Here is a 19,951-nt window from a genome sequence, read left to right as displayed (position 1 = left end):
CCTGAAAAAGGTCCTCGGGGTGCCAGACCTCAGCCCTTGGCGGGCTCGACGGAGAGGGCGTGGTGGAAGAAGTTGGTGGGATCCCAGCGCCTCTTGACCTGCTGCAGGCGCGGGTAGTTGTCCTTGTAGTAGAGGGTGTGCCAGGGGACGCCCGAGGTGTTGTGGCGGGGGTCCGCCATGTCCGTGTCGCAGTAGTTGATGTAGCAGCCGTCCGTTCGGTCGCCGATCAGGGGAACGCCCTTGGTCTCGGCGAAGAACTCGGCGTACAGGCCGCGGATCCACTGCAGGTAGAAGTCGTCGTCCGACGCGTCGGGCCAGAACGTCTGGAAGGTCATCTTGAAGACGCAGTCGCGCTGGGCGTTGGCCGTGTCGTTCTGTCCGACCGCGTTGACCTGGCAGCCGAAGGAGAACAGCACCAGCATGGTGTCGGGGTTCTCGAAGTCCGGGCGGGTCATGTACTTGTACAACGCCGCGATCTGCTGGTCGGTGAAGTTCTTCCGCATGTACCCGGACTTGTGCACGGCCCGGGACGTCGGGTTGGTGATGGTCGGGTTGTTGGTGCCGACCAGCCGGGTGGCGTTCAGCCACGGCATCTCGCGTGGTTCGGCCAGACCCGCGAGGTGCGGGATCTCGCCGTTCGCCTTCGCCATGGGCCTGGCCGTGAGGCCGGTGCCGGCAGTGATGGCGGCGAAGAAGTCGTCCAGCAGCTTCCGGGCGCCCGGCACGGTGGCGTCGACCTGGGTGAACATGCCGAGACTGCCGTGCGACTTCGAGCTCACGTTGAACAGGCTCGACAGGTGCCGGTACGGCGAGTCGGGCGCGCTGTTGGCCTCGTGCCAGGAGCCCCAGTTCTTCAGCAGCCGGGTGAACTTGGCCTCGTCCAGATCGGCCCAGGGCAGGTCCACGGCATGCACCAGCACCCTGGACGGCGGCGAGATCAGCTGGTCCCCGGGTTCGCTGCCGTGGGCGTCGGGTGAGCGGAACCAGTAGCGGGTGATCAGGCCGAAGTTGCCGCCGCCGCCTCCGGTGTGCGCCCACCACAGGTCGCGGTTCGGGTCGTCCTCCTCGCGGGTGGCGACAGTGGTGCGCACCTTGCCCTGCGCATCGACGGTGACGACCTCCACGGCGTACAGATGGTCGACGACCAGGCCGTGGGCTCGGGAGAGCAGGCCGTAGCCGCCGCCGGATATGTGGCCGCCCGCGCCGACGCTGTAACAGATGCCGCCGGGAACGGTCACACCCCAGCCTTTGTAGAGAGCCTCGTACACGTTGAGCAGGCGGGCGCCGGGCTCGACGTAGAAGGCGCGTCTGGCCGGGTCGTAGCCGACGTCGGTCATCTCGGAGAAGTCCAGGATGACCTCGACCTCGGGGTTGCAGACCAGGGCGGCGAAGCAGTGGCCGCCGCTGCGTACGGAGACCCGCTTGCCAGCCCGGTGGGCGGCGTGCAGTGCGCGCTCGGCGTCGGCGGTCGAGCGGATCATCTTCACGTACTCGGGCGCGGCGACGTACCGCTGGTTGTTCCCGGTGGTCAGCAGGGGGTAGCGGGGGTCGTCGGGGCGGATGAGCGCGCCGACGTCGGTTGGCTCCGCGGCCTGAGCGGGGGTGGTGGTGACGGCAGTGAGTCCGGTGGCGGCCGCAGTGGCGGTGCCAGCGAGGACGGCGCCGCGGGTGAGGACCGAGCGTCGGTTCAGACGTGGGGGCGGCGTGCTGGTCATGAACACCTCAATAGAAACTCGGGGTGGGACGGATTCAGCGGATCGGGGGTGGCAGGGGTCAGATCTGGCGCAGCGCGCCGCCGTCGACCGCCCACTCGGCGCCGGTCACCTGGCCGGCCAGGGGGGAGAGGAGATAGGTGATGATCCGGGCCACGTCCTCGGGTCGGCCGATGCGCCCGCTGGGCAGCCTGCGCTCCTCGCGGATGAAGTGGTCGACAGCGTTGTCGGAGGACATCCCGTACCGTTCGGCCAGTTGCTCGGCGAAGCCGCCCGGTGCGTCGAACAGTGCCGTCCTGGTGGGGCCGGGGGAGACGACGTTGGAGCGCACCCCCTGGGGCGCGAACTCCGCCGACAGGGACTTGGAGACGGACAGCAGCGCGGTCTTGGCCGCCGCGTAGTCCAGCAGCGGCGCGTCCGGGAATCGGGCGGCTTCGCTGGCGATGTGCACCAGGCTTCCCGAACCCTGCTCGACGAGCGTGGGCAGAACCGCCCTCGTGAACCGGACCGCCGAATGGAAATTGAGCTCGAAAGCGGCTTTCCAGTCCGCGTCGGTCGTGTCGAGAAAACCTTGGCGGGAGGTGAGCCCGCCGACATTGTTCACCAGTCCGTCGATGCGTCCATGACGTTCGAGAACGGTGTCCACTGTGCGCCGGGCGGCGTCCGGATCGGTGACATCGGCGGAAACCGACGAAACATTCTCGGCGATTGCGTCGATGGCTTTCGTATGGCGCGCGACACCGACGACCAAGGCGCCTTCCGCGGCGAGAAGTTGCGCGGTGGCCGCGCCGATCCCGGCCGATGCCCCGGTGACGACGTGAACAGTGCCGGACAGCTGGAGGTCCAACGGAATTTCCTCTCTGGTTCGGGCAACGGGCGGCTACGCGGCACCCAGCTCCTCCGGCACGGGGGCGAGGCCGGCGTGGGATCCGACGAACTCGCCGAGCCACGCCCGGAATCCCGGCCCCAGGTCCTCGCGCTCCCAGGCCAGCCGGACCACGGCGCGCAGGTAGTCACCGGGGTCCCCGGTGTCGTAACGGCGACCGGAGAACACCACGCCGTGCACCGGTCCCGCCGTCCCGCTCTCGCACATCTCGCCCAGGGCGTCGGTGAGTTGGATCTCCCCGCCACGCCCCGGCCCGGTGCGGCGCAGTACGGCGAAGACGTCCGGAGTCAGCACATACCGCCCCAGCACCGCGTAGTTGCTCGGTGCCCGGGCCGGCGAGGGCTTCTCGACCAGGCCGGTCACGCGGAGCACATCGTCCTCTTCGGTCGCGGTCACGGCCGCGCACCCGTACCTGGAGATCTGGTCCGGGCCCACCTCCATGAGAGCCAGGACGCTCCCGCCATGGCGCTCGTGCACATCGGTCATGCGCGTCAGCAGGTCGTCCCTGGCGTCGATCAGATCGTCGCCGAGCAGCACGGCGAACGGATCGTCACCCACGTACGACGCGGCGCGCAGCACAGCGTGGCCCAGCCCGCGGGGATCGCCCTGACGCAGATAGTGGATGTTCGCGACCGAGGAGGGGGATTCCAGCCGAGAGAGCTTCGCGGCATCTCCCTTTTCCTGCAATGCGTTCTCAATCTCGAAGCTGCGGTCGAAGTGGTCCTCCAGCGGACGTTTGTTTCGCCCGGTCACCATCAGTATTTCAGAGAGGCCGGCCGACACGGCTTCTTCGACCACGTATTGAATGGCGGGCCTGTCCACCACCGGTAACATTTCCTTGGGTACGGCCTTGGTTGCCGGAAGGAACCGCGTGCCCAGCCCGGCGGCCGGTATGACCGCTTTGATAATGCGGTGGTTACTGGTCATGGTGGAGAACCTAACTCCAATTCGATTCCTTCCGGTAGCTGTTCGACAACCGTGGGGCTATTTCAGCGGTTCGCATCTTTTTCCCGGTCCGACAGGTCGTACGCTGCCGTCCTGAGCAGGTGAGTTCGAATTATGAACAGGGTGTTGCGCCGCGGACTTACTGAAGATGCGGAAACGGGGTTGCCCCGACCCGTGGACGGCGGGGAGGGTGATGCGGGCGCCGTGCGGCGGGACCGGAAGGAACGGACTGCACCGGCGGGCGTCGAAGGACGCGACGCATGACCGGCCGCTCCAGTCGGCGCCTGCCTGGCTGGGGTTGGGGCGCCGCGGGAATGCTAAGCGGGGCTACGACCCGGACCAGCGGCGGGTCACGAGCCGCGTGGTGGCGCTCCGGCTCAGGAGGACCGCGTCGGCGGGCGATGTTTATGTGCATCCGCAATCAACTGGGAAGGTGTAGCCCTCATGCCTCTGGCGCTCCTGGCACTCGCAATCGGGGCCTTCGGTATCGGAACCACCGAGTTCGTGATCACGGGCCTGCTGCCCGAGGTCGCCGGCAGCTTCGGGGTCTCCATCCCCACTGCGGGCCTTCTGGTGACCGGTTACGCGCTCGGCGTCATGTTCGGTGCTCCCCTGATGGCAGTGCTCGGCACCAAGGTCTCCCGCAAGCGCATGCTGATGCTGCTCATGGGCCTGTTCATCGCCGGAAACCTGCTCTCCGCCGTTGCGCCCACTTTTGCCGTGATGCTGATCGGCCGGGTGGTCGCCTCGCTCACCCATGGCGCCTTCTTCGGTATCGGCTCGGTCGTCGCCGCCGACCTGGTCGCCTCGGACAGGAAGGCGGGTGCCATAGCGATGATGTTCAGCGGCCTCACGGTCGCGAACGTCGTCGGCGTGCCTCTGGGAACCTTCGTCGGGCAGCATGCCGGCTGGCGGGCCACCTTCGCCGTCGTCGCCGGGCTCGGAGTGATTGGGCTCCTCGGTGTGGCCGTGCTGGTGCCCGAGATGCCCAGGCCGGAAGGCGTGTACCTGCGCCATGAGTTGGCCGCGTTCAAGAACGCCCAGGTTCTGCTCGCCATGGCGATGACCGTCCTTGGCTTCGGCGGCGTCTTCGCGGCCATCACCTACATCGCGCCGATGATGACCCACGTTGCGGGTTTCACTGACGGCTCGGTGACTTGGCTGCTGGTCCTCTTCGGGCTCGGCATGGTCGGCGGCAACCTCGTTGGCGGCCGCTTCGCCGACCGCGCCCTGATGCCCATGCTGTACGTCTCCCTCGGCGGCCTGGCCACCGTGCTCGCGCTCTTCACGATCACCGCACAACACAAGGTTCTTGCCGCCGTCTCGATCGCCCTGATCGGAGCCCTGGGCTTCGCCACCGTGCCGCCACTCCAGAAACGCGTCCTCGATCACGCGAGCGGCGCCCCGACGCTGGCCTCGGCCGTGAACATCGGCGCATTCAACCTCGGCAACGCCCTCTCCGCCTGGCTCGGCGGCCTCGTCATCGCGGCTGGCCTCGGTTACACCGCCCCCAACTGGGTCGGCGCCCTCATGGCCCTGGCCGCCCTGCTTCTCGCCCTCGTCTCGGCAATCCTCGAACGCCACGAGAGCGCCTCCGGCGCCGTCGTCGCGAGCGGCTTCACTCGGACCGAGCAGCAGGCCGCCGGCCGTCGCTGAGCATCCAGGATGCCGAACGGCCGCTGCCGACCTCGTCGACACTGTTCGGTTCGGAGGAGGCGGCCATCCAATTCGTGGGCCTCGGCGCGATGCTTCCTGTCGCCGACGGCCAACCCCGATTGCGAGGTTCCTTGGATTCGCTCGGACCAGAAAAACCAAAACGCGTCCGGTGTCCAGCAAAACCGGAAAGGGAATCCGTTGCCCGCAGGTTCGGAGTCCGTCGCCGAGCCGGCAGGACGGCCGCCGCGACGGCCATGTATGTCCTTCCAGGACGCGTTCTGGACGCAGGTTGGACACAAGGATCGGCAAAGACCGACAAGGGCCGAGCAGGACCGAGCCGCCACACCTCGTCTGACCTGGTAAAACGGCCAGCATTGGCATTGATCGACAAGGGTCGCCAAGATCCTCAAAGGACTCATAATCCGTCGGCCGTGGGTTCGAGTCCCACCCGCCCCACCACTCGCTACGCGAGCAGAAACGATCTGAACAGGCCAACGCCAAAGCCCCCGGTTCACCAGGGGCTCTTCTGCGTTCTGGGAGGCCGCTTGCTCGCCCGAAGCGTCAGAGAGCCCGGCTTGGCTGGCCCATCGAGCGGGCCCTCACCCAGGGAGCCGACCCGGAGGCCCTGGCCCGCGCGTTCGGTGATCCGGACAAGGCCGTCGAGCACGCGGCGAGGGCCTGACGTGCGCCTGATCCCGATGAGCGTCCGCCACCGCTGGAAGCGGTGGCGGCACGCCCGCACATGGCGACGCATCGAAGCGTTCGCCTTCAACCGTGTCCCCGTCCGTGGTGCCGCGTCCGCAAGTGGAATCCTCCACGCCGCGAAGATGTCCCCCTTCAAACTGGCCTCCTCCCTCACTCCGGAGGACACGGCAGGCCTCTACGACGCCCTGCGCACCACCCTCACCGACGCGGTCGCCCGCTCCCACGGTCTGGCCGCCGCCGGCCTGAAGTCCGAGAAGAAGACGGGTCTGCGCGTCCATGACCTCACCGGCGAGCACTGCCCGGTCTGCGGCGACTCCATCCGCGAGGTGTCCTTCAGCGACTCTTCGCTGCAGTACTGCACGACGTGCCAGACAGGCGGGAAGCCGCTGGCGGACCGGAGGATGTCCAGGTTGCTGAAGTAGTCGCCGAAGCGTCACCAGTACTGGCTGCCCACCAGGTAGGCGATGTCCGCGAGGACGGCCAGGACCAGCGCCGGGATCGCCAGACCTTTCGCGATCGAGGTCAGTGTGTGCGTGGCACCCGCCGCCTGCGTCGTGTAGCGCTCCTGCCGCCTCCTCAGGTCGTGCCGGGCGAATGCGCCGACGATCAGGGCCAGCGCACCGGTGATCAGACACACGGTGAGCGGCGCGAGCGCTCCGTGGTCGTGGATGCTGTCCTCGATGCTTCCGTACACCCCTTCGCTTCGCTCGATCACGGCTGACACCGCCGCCACGATGGCCACGATGGCCGTGATGGCCGCGGTGCCGGCGAGGACGAGGGCGGTGCCGGCGAGGGCGAGGGCGCGGCGGGATATGCGCGGTTCCTTCCGTCCGGTTACGGGTCCTGGGGGCGGTGTCGATGGCGGCTTGGGGATGGACGGCGGCGGAGTCGGGGGCTGGATGATCGTCGTGTCCGTCCCGGGACCGGACGGCCGGGGCCCGGGCTCCTGATCCGTGGGTCCGGCTGAGGGCGCGGGCTCGATCCGCGGGCCCACCACCGCCTCGACGTGGATCAACGCTTCGTCGGCCACACCCTTGAGCACGATGTCGCCGGACAGGTGCCCTTCAGCGGCCGTGTCGACGCGGACCTCGAGACCGCTCTGCGTCGGATCGACCTGCAGCCATGACTGTGTGGGCTGGGCCACGCAGTGACGGGCCAGCGGTGGGCCCTGCATGGTCACGGACTTTTTCCGAGGGGGCGCTCCCTTCGGCACCAGGCCGAAGTCCAGGTGGTCCGGTGACGGTGCCAGGTGGATCTCGCTCAAAGCGTCCGACGCCAGATCGGCAACCTCCGGGATGTCGTTGTGCGCGACTTCTTCCAGGTGCTGACGTGCCCCTTCCGCAATGGGCAGCTCCGGGCTCTGCAGTCGCTTGTTCAGCCACAGCAACACGGTGTTCTGTCGTTTGATGACCTCGCTGCTGTTCATGGCCTCCCGCAGGGCGGGCGGCGAGGGAGCGGCAACGATCTTGAGTCGGCCACGCCGACTGTGCGCCAGCCACGGATCCCCCCGCATCTCCACCGTGCGTTTCGGTGTCTGGTTCGGATTCTCCTCCCGCACGCGCTCGTACACGTAGTCGTACAGCTCGTTGAAGCGGACCTCGCCGTCCTCGTCGAGATCGGCCTCGCCGCTCTTGAGGCCCTCCACCACCGCGTGCGTGAAGACCGACGGCCGCGGAGCGGAGTTCTCGGCGAGTTCCGGGCCCTCGAAGGCGTATTCCATGGAGTCGGATGCCGTGATGACGGCCCAGCCCTGCCCGCCGGGCTCCTTCTCCGTCTGGAACGACTCGAGGACGTTCACGTCTCCGCCGGCCCGCACAGACGCGCCTCGGGAGAATGCGCCGCCGTAGCAGCAGTCAAGGAACAGGACGGTCCGGCCGGCCTTCGTCCGGGACATGCACCCGCGGACGAACTGGGACGAGATCGCCGTGGCGTCCAGCAGCTGCGGCTCGGTGTCGCCGGCGGCGAAGTAGAACTCGCCGCACTCGCTCTTGAGGCCGTGGCAGGAGAAGTGCAGCAGGAGGGTGTCGTCGCGGCGGCGGTCCTTGAAGAAGCGCTGGATGCTCCTGCGCATCTCGTCGGCCCGCGCGTTGTGAACGACCTGGACCTTGAATTCGCCGATCTGTGGATCCTCCAGCACCCCGGCAAGGGCCGCGGCGTCCTGCGCGGGTGCCCTGAGCTTCTTCAGCCCTTGGTCGGCATAACGGTCGTTTGCGATGATCAGTGCGTGCCGGGACTCCGTCATGACCGGGCCCCCGCTGTCGCATGCTGCTGCACAAAGACTCTGAGCGCCTCCGCGATCTGTTCGTCGGTCGCCTTGGACACCTCGATGGCGTCGCCGTCCATCTCCAGACGCAACGACGGACGTGAGTCATGAAATCGGTCCAGCCACGACCGAACCGCGTTCACCACCTGGCTCAGTGCGGCCGCCGAGCTGCCCAGAGCCACCAGCAGGGAGCCGATCTGAGTGACGTCCACGGCCCGCGTTCCAGGCGGGGCCTCCGCACCGGGGAGCGCCGTGACGTCGTCCACGTCGAGATCGAGTAGTTCCTCGCGCAGGTAACTGGTCAGCTCTGCCACGCGTTCAGGTTCCGCTTCCTCCTCGGAGAGGAGGATCAGCAATTGCTTCTCCACCGGGTCAGCCCCTTTGTTCGTGCTGCTCGGGGCGGCGCAGAGTCGGACCATCGGTGGGCTCTACGTCATCGTTTATAGTCTCTACCGCTGATGGCACGGCGGCAAATCGCCGATGACGCAATGCATTTCACGGTTCAACCGCAACGTTCATCGTTCAACCGCCGTGCTCGCGCCGGGTATTGGCTACCGCACCGGGAGAGGCACCAGGTGCTCCCCTTCCATGGTGCGCACCAGGTAGCGGCCGATCTCGTCCGGGTGCATGGAGGAGGGGCCCATCATGGTGTTCTCGCGCGCGTCATGCCGCTCCAGGTCCCAGGTGGTCATACTCGTCGAACGCCTTGCATCAGCGGACCAGAGGCCGCACCACCCGTACGACGGTGGCAGGTCGAAGGCCAGGTGAACGGCTACGGGGGCACACTCCAGTGGGGCGTCGCCGAGAAGGACCGCGCCGTCGGCTCCCTCCGTCGGGCCGCAGGGAGTACCCCAATAGCGAGTTCCGTCTCGTCCAGCGCGTCACGACGAGCACCCTCGACGACCCCGACACGCCTCCGGAACCCATGACCGAAGCGACCGGCCGGTGCCTGTGGTGCGGCACAGCCCACACAGGGAAGGGAGCGGCAGCGTGAGCGACAGCCCCAACCTGCCCGCCCGCCCTGAAGTCGACGATGGCCCGCCCCGCAAGGGCGTACGCATCGAATACCGGGCCACTGTGCCCCGACACCTCCTCGGCGCCGCCATCGCGGAAGCGTTCGCAATCATCGAGCGCGAGACACGGTCGGACGACGACCCGACCGGCATCGACTGAACCAGGAACACGCCCCCCATAGCCCGCGCTAGGTTCTGTGATCGACATGCGGGCTACTCCAATCGGACGCACACTGAGTGCGACGTAGCCACCCCACAGAGTCAGACGAACCGATCTGAGAAAGCCCGCCCACTCTCCCCCTGGGAGGTGCCGTGGCCTTGATCGCGCTGTTTCTCCCGGCCCTGTTGCTACTGCTCCTCCTCGCGATGGAAGCGTTCGAGGACCTCGTGTTTCCGCCGCCGAGCCCGCCTCCGCCAGAGGACGCCATCTCGGAGCAGTCGGCGTCCGCATGAACGACGAACCCCCGCACACGCTCGTGCGGGGGTTCGTTGTGTCCGGGGCAGTCCAGGATCCCCAGCTCGGTGTCCGTCCGGCCGGGGGGCAACGGGACGCATCAGTCGAACGTTGGCCTCACTCGCCTGAACCAATTCGCCGATCGGAGCCATGGGGCGCAACATGGGGTCACCAGCGAAGGATCAAGGGCTGATGCCATGAAATACCGCATTGAATTCCATCAGCGCACCATGGCGTGGTTCCCACTCTTCTGGTTCCACACCATGCCCTGGTGATCATCAACGCGAACGGCTGCGTCGTCTACACAGGCTGGGGGCGACGCTCGGCGGTCATCATCGACGCCAACACGGTCCTCGCCCGCGCAGACCGGGAACACCATGCCGACCACTCCAGCGACGAACCCCGAGGGCCTCCCGGAGGCGAACCTGGACTTCGCCACCGTGTCGCTGATCTTCCTGCCCGCCGAGCTGGAAGCCGCCCGCGAAGCGTTCGAGCAGGCCCGCCTAGCGGGCGCCGTCTTGGTTCTTCCGCGGCCCGTGCCGTTCGTCGTCAGCGGGCTGCTCGGGCCGCGATGCGGAGCATCGGCCGACGCCGTCAGGCGGTCAGCGACGCCACGCGGCGCATCACCTCGCGGCAGAAGGCGCCCACTGCGTTCGGGTCGTCGGTGAACTGCGAGGGCTTGATGCAGAAGGTGGTGAATCCCTGGGTCATCTGCTCGGGGATGGGCTCGAGGGCCTGGGCGAGGTCGGCGCAGGAGGTGTCGTCGGGGAACACGGCGCGGGTGCCGCCGATCATCTCCAGGTCGGCGATGTCGCGGCCCGCGGCGGCCATCGCGGCCTTCAGCGTCTGCATCTGCTCGGGCGTCACCTTGCCCAGCGGGTTGAAGGCATGGCCGTACCGGACGATCCGGCGGACCATCGCGGCGTGCATGCCCGCGCCGCCGAAGCACAGTCGGGGGCCGTCCGGGCGGTAGGCCTTGGGCTCGAAGTAGACGTCCTGGAAGGTGTAGTACTCGCTGTCGTGGGACACGGGAGAGGGGCCCCACAACTTCGCCCAGATCTCCAGGTGTTCGTCAAGGAGCTTGCCGCGTCGGGAGAACGGGACATCGAGTGCCGCGTACTCGTCCCGGCTCCAGCTGACGTTGGGCAGCACCATCAGACGGCCCTCGGAGAGAAGGTCGAGGGTGCCGAGCTCGCGGGCCAGGAGCAGGGGGTGCCGCAGGGGAGCGATGACCGCCGACGCGGCGAGGCGCAGGCGCTCGGTGACGGCGGCGATCGCGCTGAGCAGCATGAGGGAGTTGGGCCAGGGGGTGTGGGGGTCCTGGTTGCCCGGCAGGGCGTAGTCGCGGGGGTTGCCCATCACCCCGCCTGCTCCGGCGTCGGGGCCGAGCACGATGTGTTCGCTGATCATGACGGAGTCGAATCCGGCGTCCTCGGCCTCGCGGGCCCAGCGGATCACGGTCGGCAGGTCCGCGCGGCCTGCGGTCATGGTCCAGTTCTCGCTCAGGACGAGCTGCATGCGGGGAGTGGTCATCGTGGCGATCCTCAATGCGGGCGGGTCTGAGGGCAGACGTGCGGCGGCCGCAGTCGTCTGGACGACTGCGGCCGGCGGTCAGGCGAGGGTGACCTCGACCGGCAGTTTCTTGATGCCGTTGACGAAGTTGGAGCGGACCCGCGGGACGTCCCCGGCGAGCCGGATGTCGGCGATGCGGGGGATGAGCTCCTCGAACATGATGCGGATCTCGGTGCGGGCGAGGAGGTTGCCCAGGCACAGGTGGGGGCTGCCCTTGCCGAAGGTGACGTGGTCGTTGTTCTGCCGGGTGACGTCGAAGTCGTAGGGGTTGCCGAAGACATCTTCGTCGCGGTTGCCGGAGGCGTACCACATGACGACCTTGTCGCCTTCCTTGACCTTCTTGCCGCCGAGTTCGACGTCGCGGGTGGCGGTGCGGCGGAAGTGGTAGACGGGGGAGGCCCAGCGCAGGAACTCCTCGACCGCCGTGGGGATCAGCGACGGGTCGTCCTTCAGCTTCGCCAGCTGCTCGGGGTGCTGGAGCAGGGCCAGCATGGAGTGGGAGATCGTGTGGCGGGTCGTCTCGTTGCCGGCCACCACCAGGAGCAGGAAGTAGTTGTCGAAGTCCTGGGCCGAGAGCGGGATGCCGTCGCGCGGTGTGGTGTTGACCAGCTTCGAGACCAGGTCCGTACCGTCGCCGCCGCGCCGCTGCCGCGCCAGCTCCCTGCCGTACTCGAAGACTTCGATCGACGCGGGGGAACGGAACGGCAGGTCGCGGTACTTCTCGCTCTCCGCGCTGTGCAGCAGGACGTCCGCGTAGTCGGGGTCGGTGTTGCCGATGATGCGGTTGCCCCAGTCGATGAGCTGCTGGTTGTCCTCCGGCGGGACGTCGAGGAGCCGGGCCAGGACGTTGATGGGGAAGTCGGCGGAGACGTCGGCGACGAAGTCGAAGGTGCCCTTGGCGAGGGCCGCATCCAGCGTCTTGGCGGTGAGGCCGCGCAGGAAGTCGCTGTAGCTGTTGATGACGCTCGCGCCGAACTGCCGCTGGATCACGCTGCGCAGGGCGCGGTGGCGGACGCCGTCCATCTCCAGGATGGAGGCGCGCTTCTTGATCTGGTCGTCGTCGAGTTCTTCGAGGTTGACGAACCTCGTGGAGGTGAAGGTCTCCGGGTCGCGGTCGACGGTGGCGATGTCGGCGTGGCGGGTCACCGACCAGAAGCCGGAGTTGGGGGCCTCTTCCGGCTGCCAGTGGACCGGCTCCTGGTGGCGCAGGGTGTGGAACATGCGCCACGGGGTGATGCCGTCGGCGAAGTTGTCGAGGTCGGCGAGGTCCACCCGGTCGAGCGGCAGGGGCTCGTCGAGGGCTGCGCGCAGCTCGGCCCGGGTGGTGGGGACGGCGGGAACGGTGGGGCTGGTCATGGGGCGGTTCCTTCGCGTGAGGACTTCGGGGCGGGCTTACAGGTGGTAGGCGTACTCGGTGAACTCCCAGTCGGTGATGTGCCGCCCGAAGCGTTCGAGCTCGTCCCGCTTGTAGGTCAGGAAGGACGTGGTGAAGTCCTTGCCGAGCAGGTCGGTCAGGGCGGTGTCCGCCTCCAGCGCGTCGAGCGCGGCCGACAGGCTCTGGGGCAGCAGGGCGGCACGGGAGGTGTCGTAGCCGTAGCCCTCCAGCGGGGCGGGCGGTTCCTCGCCGGCCTGGACGCCGAGCGAAGCGGCGGCGATCGTGCCGGCGATCAGCAGGTACGGGTTGGCGCTTGCGTCGCCGAGGCGCAGCTCCAACCGGGCCCCAGAGCCGCGCTCCGGCGGGATGCGGACCATGGCGCTGCGGTTGTCGAGGCCCCAGTCGATCAGCCAGGGGGCGAGGGTGTCCGGGCCGAAGCGCTTGTAGGAGTTCACGGTCGGGTTGGCCAGGGCCGCGAGCGCCGGCGCGTGGCCGAGAATGCCCGCGATGGCGTGCCGGGCCGTGGCGGACAGGCCGTACGAGCCCGCTGGGTCGTCAAAGGCGTTCTGGCCATCGGCGTCGTTGCAGGACAGGTGGAGGTGGAAGCCGGAGCCGCCCGCGTCGCCGAAGGGCTTGGCCATGAAGGTGGCGAGGTTGCCCTCCTTGCGGGCCAGTTCTTTGACGGCCGCCTTGAAGCGGAAGGCGCGGTCGGCGGCGTCGAGGGCGGCGGAATGGGTCAGGTTGATCTCGTACTGGCCGCCGTCGAACTCGTGATTGCCGGTGACGACACCGAGCCCCAGGTCGCGCAGCGCGCGCAGAGTGCGCAGCAGGTGGTTGTCGGGATCGGCGCGCAGGCCCGCGGTGTAGACGGCGCCGGTGGTCTCCGGTGAGCGGCGCCAGCCGGTGGGCGAGCCGGGGGCGGCCTCCAGCAGGAAGTACTCCAGCTCGGGGCCGACCACGGGGCGCAGTCCCTGCTCGGCGCAGCGAGCCAGGACGGTGCGCAGCAGGTCGCGGGGGGACTCGGGCGCCGGGGCGCCGGTCGCCGGGTCGGTGACCTCGCCGAGACAGGCGGCGACGCCCGGCTCCCAGGGCAGGACGGCCAGGGTGGACAGGTCGGGGCGTACGGTCACGTCCGGCAGGCCGGCGTCCAGACCGCCCGCGACCGGGACCACGTCGCCCTGCGGGGTGGTGTGGTAGACGGCGCGGCAGAAGGCCAGGCCGTGCTCGCAGGCCGACGGCAGATGGTCCAGCAGCACCTCGCGGGCGCGGTCGGTGCCGATCAGGTCGGGGTAGACCACGCGGACCACGTCGACGCCCGCGGCGGCGAGCCGCTCCATGTGCCCGCGGATGTCTGAGGTGTCGGATGCGCTCACCAGTGTCTCCTTGGCGGAAGGAAGGGACTCCCGGTGCCGGGGGCACTGGGGGAGGGGTGCGGAGGAGGGGAGCCGGGGCGGCGGAGAAGTGAGCCCCGAACTAATAATTTGATCCCGAACGATATGGAGGGGGTTGCCACCCCGCAAGGGGCTGGTAGAAAAAAGTTATCCATCTGGACAGGTATTGACCAGGGTCGGGCGGCTTCCTATCTTGTTTGAAGCCAAACGAGTAAGGGGTGCGACATCCGCTGGATTTCGCCCCCTTTGGCCGACGGGCCCGGCTCAACCCGGGCCGGGCCCGTCTTTTCCCCCTCTTCCTTGCTCGGACGCCTCACCCCTCAGGAGGACCGCCATGAAGGTCGTCGTCGACATGAACAAGTGCCAGGACCACGGCCAGTGCGTCTTCGCCGCCCCCGACGTCTTCTCGATGGACGACGACGGACACCTGGTGTACGTGTCCGACCCCGACGACGCGCTGCGCGACGAGGTCGAAGAGGCCGCCGACGTGTGTCCGCTGCAGGCCATCCGGATCGAGGGATGACCGCCATGACCGCACCCACGACCGGACGGGTCGTCGTCGCCGGCGGCTCCATGGGCGGCCTGCGCGCCGCCGAACAACTCCGCGCCGCGGGCTGGACCGGGACGATCACCGTCATCGGCGACGAGCCCCACATGCCCTACAACCGGCCCCCGCTGTCCAAGGAGGTGCTGGCCGGCAAGGCACCCTTCGAGTCGCTCGCCTTCACGCCGAAGGCAGCCGCCGCCGACGTGGAGTGGCGGCTGGGCACGAAGGTCGTCGCGGCCGACCTCGACCGGCGTATCGTCGCACTCGACGACGGCTCGGCGATCTCGTACGACGGACTGGTCGTCGCCACCGGCATGCGGCCCCGGCGCCTGCGCTGCCCCGGCCCGCTCACCGGCCGCCACACCGTTCGCACCCTCGCCGACGCCCAGGGCCTGCGCGACGAGCTGACCCGCCCCGGTGCCCGCGTGGTCGTGGTCGGCGCCGGCTTCATCGGCTGCGAGGTCGCCGCCACCGCCGTGGGCCTCGGCGTCCGCGAGGTGACCGTCGTCGATCCGTTCCCCCTGCCCATGGTCGGCCCGCTCGGCGAACTGCTCGGCCGTGCGCTGCTGAAGCGACACGAGGAACGCGGGGTGCGCTTCGCACTTGGCACCGGAGTGTCCGGCTTCGAGGGCGAGGACCGGGTCACCGGCGTCGTGCTGAGCGACGGCAGCGTGCTGCCCGCCGATGTGGTCGTGGAGTCGGTCGGCTCCGTGGCCAACACCGAGTGGCTGGAGGGCAACGGCCTCGACCTCAGTGACGGCGTCCTCACCTGCGAGCAGCTGCGGGTCGGGGGACGGCCGGAGGTCGTCGCGGTCGGCGACGTCGCCCGCTTCCCCAACGCCCGCTACGACGGCGTACCCCGGCGTGTCGAGCACTGGTCGATCCCCACCGACACGGCCAAGCACGCCGCGAAGGCCCTCGTCACCCATCTCACCGGCACAAGCGCGGAGTTGGCGCCCTTCGCCCCACTCCCGACGTTCTGGAGCGACCAGCACGACTTCCGGCTGCAGTCCTTCGGCGCACCCGTCCTGGGCAAGGACGACGTACGGATCCTGGACGGCGACCCCGACGGTGACGTCCTGGTCGGATACCACACCGGTGGCCGGCTCGTCGGCGTCGTCGCACTCGGCGGTCAGGCCGCCGCGATGGGCGCCGCCCGCTATCGCACCCAGTTGCTCAAGCAGCCCGCCCTCACCGCGTAACGAAGCGTTAGGAACCCCTGTCATGTCCCCTGTCCGTGGTTACTTCCATCCCAAGACGGCGAGCGGTGCCTCCTCGCTGATCCCGTCCCCGCCGTGGCGCTACTCCGGCGACCTGCTGACCGTCGAGTACCGCACGGATCCCGCGCGGGTGCGTGAACTGCTGCCCGAGCCGCTGGAGTTGGCGGACGAGGACCCGGGTGCCGTGGCGCTGATCTGGGCCGACTGGCAGTCCTGCTCGGAATCGGGCCAGGAGCTGCTGGACCCGGTACTGGCCCAGTACAAGGAGGCGTTCGCGGTCGTGCGCTGCAAGTACCGGGGACAGACCTACACCCGCTGCGTCTACATCTGGGTCGACAAGGACTTCGCCATCGCGCGCGGACTGCACCAGGGATACCCGAAGAAGCTCGGCTCGATCCACCAGACCCGCCCGCACCCCTACGGGCCCGCCCCGCGCATCGAGGCCGGCGCCCGCTTCGGCGCCACCCTCGCCGCCGCCGACCGGCGCCTGGCCCAGGCCGTGGTCACCCTGCGCGAGCCGTCCGAGACCAACGGCTTCGTCAACGCCCACCCCATGGCCCACCACCGCTGGCTGCCCTCCATCGAGAAGGGCAAGGGCCTGGCACTCGACGAGCTGATCGAGTCCGGCGCCGCCTCCTTCGAGGGCGGGCAGCCGTGGCGCGGCGACGCCGAGCTGGAGCTGTTCGAGGCGCCCACCGAGGAACTGGCACGTCTGGAGATCCGCGAACCGATCGCCGCCTACTACCGGCAGATCGGTGTCGTCTGGGACGGCGGCCGACTGCTGGAGACCGGCACGTCCGGCGCCGAGTAACCCCCGTACAGACCACAGGACTTGGAGACCGGACATGACCGAGCACACCCTCACGGTGGCCGGGGTCGCCGTCGACACCCGGCACTGGATCGGCGGCGAGCGCGTCGCCTCCACCGAAACGTTCACCGATGTCTCGCCGATCGACGGCAGCGTTCTGGGGGAGATCTCCCGGGGCACCGCCATGGAGGCCGCGGCCGCGGTGGCGGCGGCGAAGGCCGCCTTCCCCGCCTGGGCCGCCACCCCCCGCGCCGACCGCGCCCGCATCCTGCACGCCGTCGCCGACGGCGTCGAAAAGCGGCTGGAAGAGCTCGCCATCGTCGAGACCCACGACAACGGCGCCCTGCTCCGCTCCCACCGCCGGGGTGTCATGCCCCGCGTCGCCCACAACTTCCGCTTCTTCGCGGACTGGTTGCTGAAGCTGGAGCACGAGGACTTCGAAACGCGCGGGCACACCAACCACGTCAGCTGGGACCCGGCGGGCCCCTCCCTATTGATCACCCCTTGGAACGCCCCCCTGATGCTGGCCACGTGGAAGGTCGCCCCTGCTCTCGCGGCCGGCAACACGGTCATCCTCAAGCCCGCCGAGTGGACCCCGCTGACCGCCTCCTTGCTGGCCGACATCGCCGCCGAGGCCGGGCTGCCGGCCGGAGTGCTGAACGTCGTGCAGGGGTACGGCTCGGAGATCGGCGACGCCCTGACCTCACACCCTGACGTGCGGCGGATCAGCTTCACCGGTTCGGTGCCGACGGCGAAGCGGATCGCGGCCTCGGCTGCCGCCAACCTGACCCCGCTCAGCCTAGAACTCGGCGGCAAGTCACCCCTGTTGGTGTTCGCCGACGCCGACCTGGACCTCGCGGTCGACCTGGCGGTGGAGCAGTACGACAACGCCGGGCAAGTGTGCCTGGCCGCAACGCGCTTCCTGGTCGAGGAATCGGTCGCCGAGGAGTTCACCCGCCGCTTCGTCGAGAAGGCCGGACAGCTCACCCAGGGCGACCCGCGGGACGAGGCCACCGACATCGGCCCCAACATCCACCCGCGCCAGCTGGAGAAGATCGACGGATTCGTGCAGCGGGCGATCGCGACCGGGGCCCGCGCGGTCATCGGCGGCCACCGGGGGGACGGCCAGTACTACGCGCCGACCCTCCTCACCGACGTCGCCCAGGACTCGGAGATCGTGCAGGAGGAGGTCTTCGGCCCCGTCCTGACCCTGCAGACCTTCACAGACGAGGACGAAGCCGTCCGCCTCGCCAACGACACCCGCTTCGGGCTGGCCGCCACGCTCGCCACCGGTGACCCGGAGCGCGCCGAACGCGTCACCGCCCAGCTGGTCGCGGGCACGGTCTGGACCAACTGCTTCTTCGTCCGCGACCTCCAGGCGCCCTTCGGCGGCTCCCGCCACTCCGGCGTCGGCCGCGAGGGCGGCACCTGGAGCTTCGACTTCTACTGCGACGTGAAGAACACCGTGACCGCGCCGAACGGTTGGAGCAACCATGGGTGAGATCGTCGGGGCGGGCCTGCTCGCCCACGTCCCCACCATCGTGCTTCCGCGGGAGACCCGGCTGGAGCTCAACGAGGGCAAGGAGATCACCCTCGTCACCGGCCTGCAGCAGCTGCGCAAGGACGTCTTCGAGCGCGACGACTACGACACCGTCGTCGTCCTGGACTCCCACTGGGCCACGACGGTCGAGTTCGTCGTCACCGCGCAAGCGCGCCGGGCCGGCCTCTTCACGTCCGAGGAGCTGCCGCGCGGCATGTGCCGGATGCCGTACGACTTCCCCGGCGACCCTCAACTCGCCCACAACATCGAGAAGTTCGCCGACAAGCACGGCACCTGGATCACCGCGATCGAGGACGACTACCTGCCGATCTACTACGCCACCATCAACCTCTGGAAGTTCCTCGGAGAGGGGCTGCCCGACAAGCGCTGGGTGACCATCGGGGTCTGCCAGACCGGCGACATGGAGGACCACCTGCGCCTCGGCCGGGCGCTGGCCGACGGCATCGCCGCCACCCCCGGCCGCCGGGTCCTGCTCATCGCCTCCGGTGCGCTGTCACACACCTTCTGGCCCCTGCGCGAACTGCGCGACCACGAGTCGAGCGACCCCGTGCACATCTTCACACCGGAAGCGCGCGAGGCCGACCACGAGCGCATCGCCTGGTTCAAGGAGGGCCGACACGACAAGGTCCTCGACACCATGCCGGAGTTCTCGAAGTACAAGCCCGAGGCGAAGTTCTTCCACTACCTGATGATGGCCGGCGCCCTCGGCGAACAGGCGTGCGTCGCCAAGGCCCGCCAGTACGGCGAGTACGAGAACTCCATCGGCACCGGTCAGGTCCACCTCTGGTTCGACCGCCCGGCCGACGGCTGGACCGGCGCCGGCCTGCCCTCCCCGCGCAACCCTCACAGCCGTATCTAGAAAGGCCCGTCATGCCCGAATACCGCCGCATCCTCCTCGACGGCGCCACCGTCCAGGTCACCGTCGACGGCGACGAACTCGTCGCCGGGGACGGCCGCCGCGTCAAGATCGAGGACGCACAGCACCTGCCGCCGGTCGTGCCGTCCAAAGTGATCGCCGTCCACCTCAACCACCGCAGCCGCGTCGACGAGTTCCAGATCGACCTGCCCGACACCCCCACGTACTTCCACAAACCGACCTCCTCACTCAACTCCCACAAGGGCGCCATCGTCCGCCCCGAGGGCTGCAAGTGGCTCAACTACGAGGGCGAGGTCGCCATCGTCATCGGGAAGACCGCGCGGAACATCTCCCCGGCCGAGGCGGGGGAGTACATCGCCGGCTACACGATCGCCAACGACTACGGCCTGCACGACTTCCGCGACACCGACGCCGGTTCCATGCTCCGCGTGAAGGGCTCCGACACGCTCTGCCCCCTCGGCCCCGGCCTGGTCACAGACTGGGACTTCCACGGCAAGAGCCTGCGCACCTACGTCAACGGCGAGGTGGTGCAGGACGGTTCGACCGACGAGATGAAGTGGGACATGCACTACCTCGTCGCCGACATCGCCCGCACCATCACCCTCTACCCCGGTGACGTGCTGCTCTCCGGCACCCCCGCCAACTCCCGGCCCGTCCAGCCGGGGGATGTGGTCGAGGTGGAGGTGGAGGGGCTCGGCCGGCTGACGAACCACATCGTCACCGGCCCGACCCCCATCCGTACCGATGTCGGCGCCCAGCCCACCGAGTCCGAGGAGGTCCTGTCCACGGCGCTCGGCGGCGACTGGGAGTTCCGCGGCATCCGCCCGCCCAGGCGCTGACAAACGCCCTTGACGCTCTCCCTCCTGAAGGAGGGAGGTTCTTACGGCTCGCGCCGTGAGACTTCCTGCTTCGTCGCCGACTGCCCGCCCGGAGTTCTCCGTTGAGGTCTTACACCAGCTCCACAGG

The 19,951-nt window shown here is 68.8% G+C and carries 18 protein-coding genes and 1 pseudogene; 10 read left to right on the top strand and 9 right to left on the bottom strand.

The annotated features are described in order from the left end of the window. Positions 1-29 precede the first annotated feature (29 nt). The 3 genes from ABT254_RS42135 to ABT254_RS42125 are packed head-to-tail and all read right to left on the bottom strand — an operon-like array spanning position 30 to position 3,525. Positions 30-1,715 carry an FAD-binding oxidoreductase gene (locus ABT254_RS42135; protein WP_351482841.1) on the bottom strand — a complete coding sequence of 562 codons (1,686 nt, stop codon included), beginning with the start codon at positions 1,713-1,715 and terminating at the stop codon, positions 30-32. A 58-nt stretch (positions 1,716-1,773) separates the two neighbouring features. Continuing rightward, positions 1,774-2,559, bottom strand: coding sequence for an SDR family NAD(P)-dependent oxidoreductase (locus tag ABT254_RS42130; RefSeq protein WP_351482839.1), 786 nt, complete (start codon positions 2,557-2,559; stop codon positions 1,774-1,776). A gap of 33 nt (positions 2,560-2,592) precedes the next feature. Beyond that, a complete protein-coding gene (locus tag ABT254_RS42125; RefSeq protein WP_351482837.1) occupies positions 2,593-3,525 on the bottom strand; it encodes a UTP--glucose-1-phosphate uridylyltransferase in 933 nt (310 codons plus the stop codon). 462 nt (positions 3,526-3,987) lie between these two features. Between ABT254_RS42125 and ABT254_RS42120 the strand changes: the two genes are divergently transcribed. Next, positions 3,988-5,199 carry an MFS transporter gene (locus ABT254_RS42120; protein ID WP_351482835.1) on the top strand — a complete coding sequence of 404 codons (1,212 nt, stop codon included), beginning with the start codon at positions 3,988-3,990 and terminating at the stop codon, positions 5,197-5,199. A gap of 803 nt (positions 5,200-6,002) precedes the next feature. Next, positions 6,003-6,326, top strand: a pseudogene (locus ABT254_RS42115) (zinc finger domain-containing protein); the annotation flags it as partial. Positions 6,327-6,337: 11 nt separating this feature from the next. Here the strand turns inward: ABT254_RS42115 and ABT254_RS42110 are convergent. The 3 genes from ABT254_RS42110 to ABT254_RS42100 form a co-directional block, all read right to left on the bottom strand. Further along, positions 6,338-8,146: a caspase family protein gene (locus tag ABT254_RS42110; protein WP_351482833.1), complete on the bottom strand. Its 1,809-nt coding sequence runs from the start codon at positions 8,144-8,146 to the stop codon at positions 6,338-6,340. Further along, a complete protein-coding gene (locus ABT254_RS42105; RefSeq protein ID WP_351482831.1) occupies positions 8,143-8,535 on the bottom strand; it encodes an effector-associated constant component EACC1 in 393 nt (130 codons plus the stop codon). The genes ABT254_RS42110 and ABT254_RS42105 overlap by 4 nt, the downstream gene beginning before the upstream one ends. A 183-nt stretch (positions 8,536-8,718) precedes the next feature. After that, a complete protein-coding gene (locus ABT254_RS42100) occupies positions 8,719-8,859 on the bottom strand; it encodes a hypothetical protein (RefSeq protein WP_351482829.1) in 141 nt (46 codons plus the stop codon). 298 nt (positions 8,860-9,157) lie between these two features. On the opposite strand from ABT254_RS42100, the gene ABT254_RS42095 reads away from it, so the two are divergent. Together ABT254_RS42095 and ABT254_RS42090 are read left to right on the top strand one after the other, a co-directional pair. After that, positions 9,158-9,340 carry a hypothetical protein gene (locus tag ABT254_RS42095; RefSeq protein ID WP_351482827.1) on the top strand — a complete coding sequence of 61 codons (183 nt, stop codon included), beginning with the start codon at positions 9,158-9,160 and terminating at the stop codon, positions 9,338-9,340. Between the two features lie 152 nt (positions 9,341-9,492). Next, on the top strand, positions 9,493-9,633 hold the full coding sequence (locus ABT254_RS42090) for a hypothetical protein (RefSeq protein ID WP_351482825.1): 141 nt from the start codon (positions 9,493-9,495) through the stop codon (positions 9,631-9,633). Positions 9,634-10,228: 595 nt separating this feature from the next. Here the strand turns inward: ABT254_RS42090 and ABT254_RS42085 are convergent. The 3 genes from ABT254_RS42085 to ABT254_RS42075 form a co-directional block, all read right to left on the bottom strand. Beyond that, positions 10,229-11,167, bottom strand: a complete 939-nt coding sequence (locus ABT254_RS42085) for a TIGR03619 family F420-dependent LLM class oxidoreductase (protein ID WP_351482823.1) — start codon at positions 11,165-11,167, stop codon at positions 10,229-10,231. Between the two features lie 78 nt (positions 11,168-11,245). Continuing rightward, on the bottom strand, positions 11,246-12,562 hold the full coding sequence (locus ABT254_RS42080) for a cytochrome P450 (protein WP_351482821.1): 1,317 nt from the start codon (positions 12,560-12,562) through the stop codon (positions 11,246-11,248). Between the two features lie 36 nt (positions 12,563-12,598). After that, positions 12,599-13,954 (bottom strand): glutamine synthetase family protein, encoded by a 1,356-nt coding sequence (locus tag ABT254_RS42075; protein ID WP_351482819.1) that lies wholly within the window; start codon positions 13,952-13,954, stop codon positions 12,599-12,601. Between the two features lie 352 nt (positions 13,955-14,306). On the opposite strand from ABT254_RS42075, the gene ABT254_RS42070 reads away from it, so the two are divergent. The 6 genes from ABT254_RS42070 to ABT254_RS42045 are packed head-to-tail and all read left to right on the top strand — an operon-like array spanning position 14,307 to position 19,824. Further along, positions 14,307-14,495, top strand: a complete 189-nt coding sequence (locus ABT254_RS42070; protein ID WP_067252810.1) for a ferredoxin — start codon at positions 14,307-14,309, stop codon at positions 14,493-14,495. Between the two features lie 5 nt (positions 14,496-14,500). Continuing rightward, complete coding sequence (locus tag ABT254_RS42065; protein ID WP_502972144.1) at positions 14,501-15,721, top strand: NAD(P)/FAD-dependent oxidoreductase; 1,221 nt, start codon at positions 14,501-14,503, stop codon at positions 15,719-15,721. A 22-nt stretch (positions 15,722-15,743) separates the two neighbouring features. Then, complete coding sequence (locus ABT254_RS42060) at positions 15,744-16,550, top strand: acetoacetate decarboxylase family protein (protein ID WP_351482815.1); 807 nt, start codon at positions 15,744-15,746, stop codon at positions 16,548-16,550. A 34-nt stretch (positions 16,551-16,584) separates the two neighbouring features. After that, positions 16,585-18,048: an aldehyde dehydrogenase gene (locus ABT254_RS42055; protein WP_351482813.1), complete on the top strand. Its 1,464-nt coding sequence runs from the start codon at positions 16,585-16,587 to the stop codon at positions 18,046-18,048. Next, positions 18,041-18,967 (top strand): 3,4-dihydroxyphenylacetate 2,3-dioxygenase, encoded by a 927-nt coding sequence (locus ABT254_RS42050; RefSeq protein WP_351482812.1) that lies wholly within the window; start codon positions 18,041-18,043, stop codon positions 18,965-18,967. Before ABT254_RS42055 ends, ABT254_RS42050 begins: the two co-directional genes overlap by 8 nt. An 11-nt stretch (positions 18,968-18,978) precedes the next feature. Next, positions 18,979-19,824 carry a fumarylacetoacetate hydrolase family protein gene (locus ABT254_RS42045; RefSeq protein ID WP_351482811.1) on the top strand — a complete coding sequence of 282 codons (846 nt, stop codon included), beginning with the start codon at positions 18,979-18,981 and terminating at the stop codon, positions 19,822-19,824. Positions 19,825-19,951: the final 127 nt, after the last annotated feature.

It is taken from the genome of Streptomyces sp. NPDC001137 (assembly GCF_040298885.1).
Classification (GTDB): Bacteria; Actinomycetota; Actinomycetes; order Streptomycetales; family Streptomycetaceae; genus Streptomyces.
Note: the sequence above shows the minus strand (reverse complement) of the source record. Positions and strands in the feature narration are given on the sequence as shown.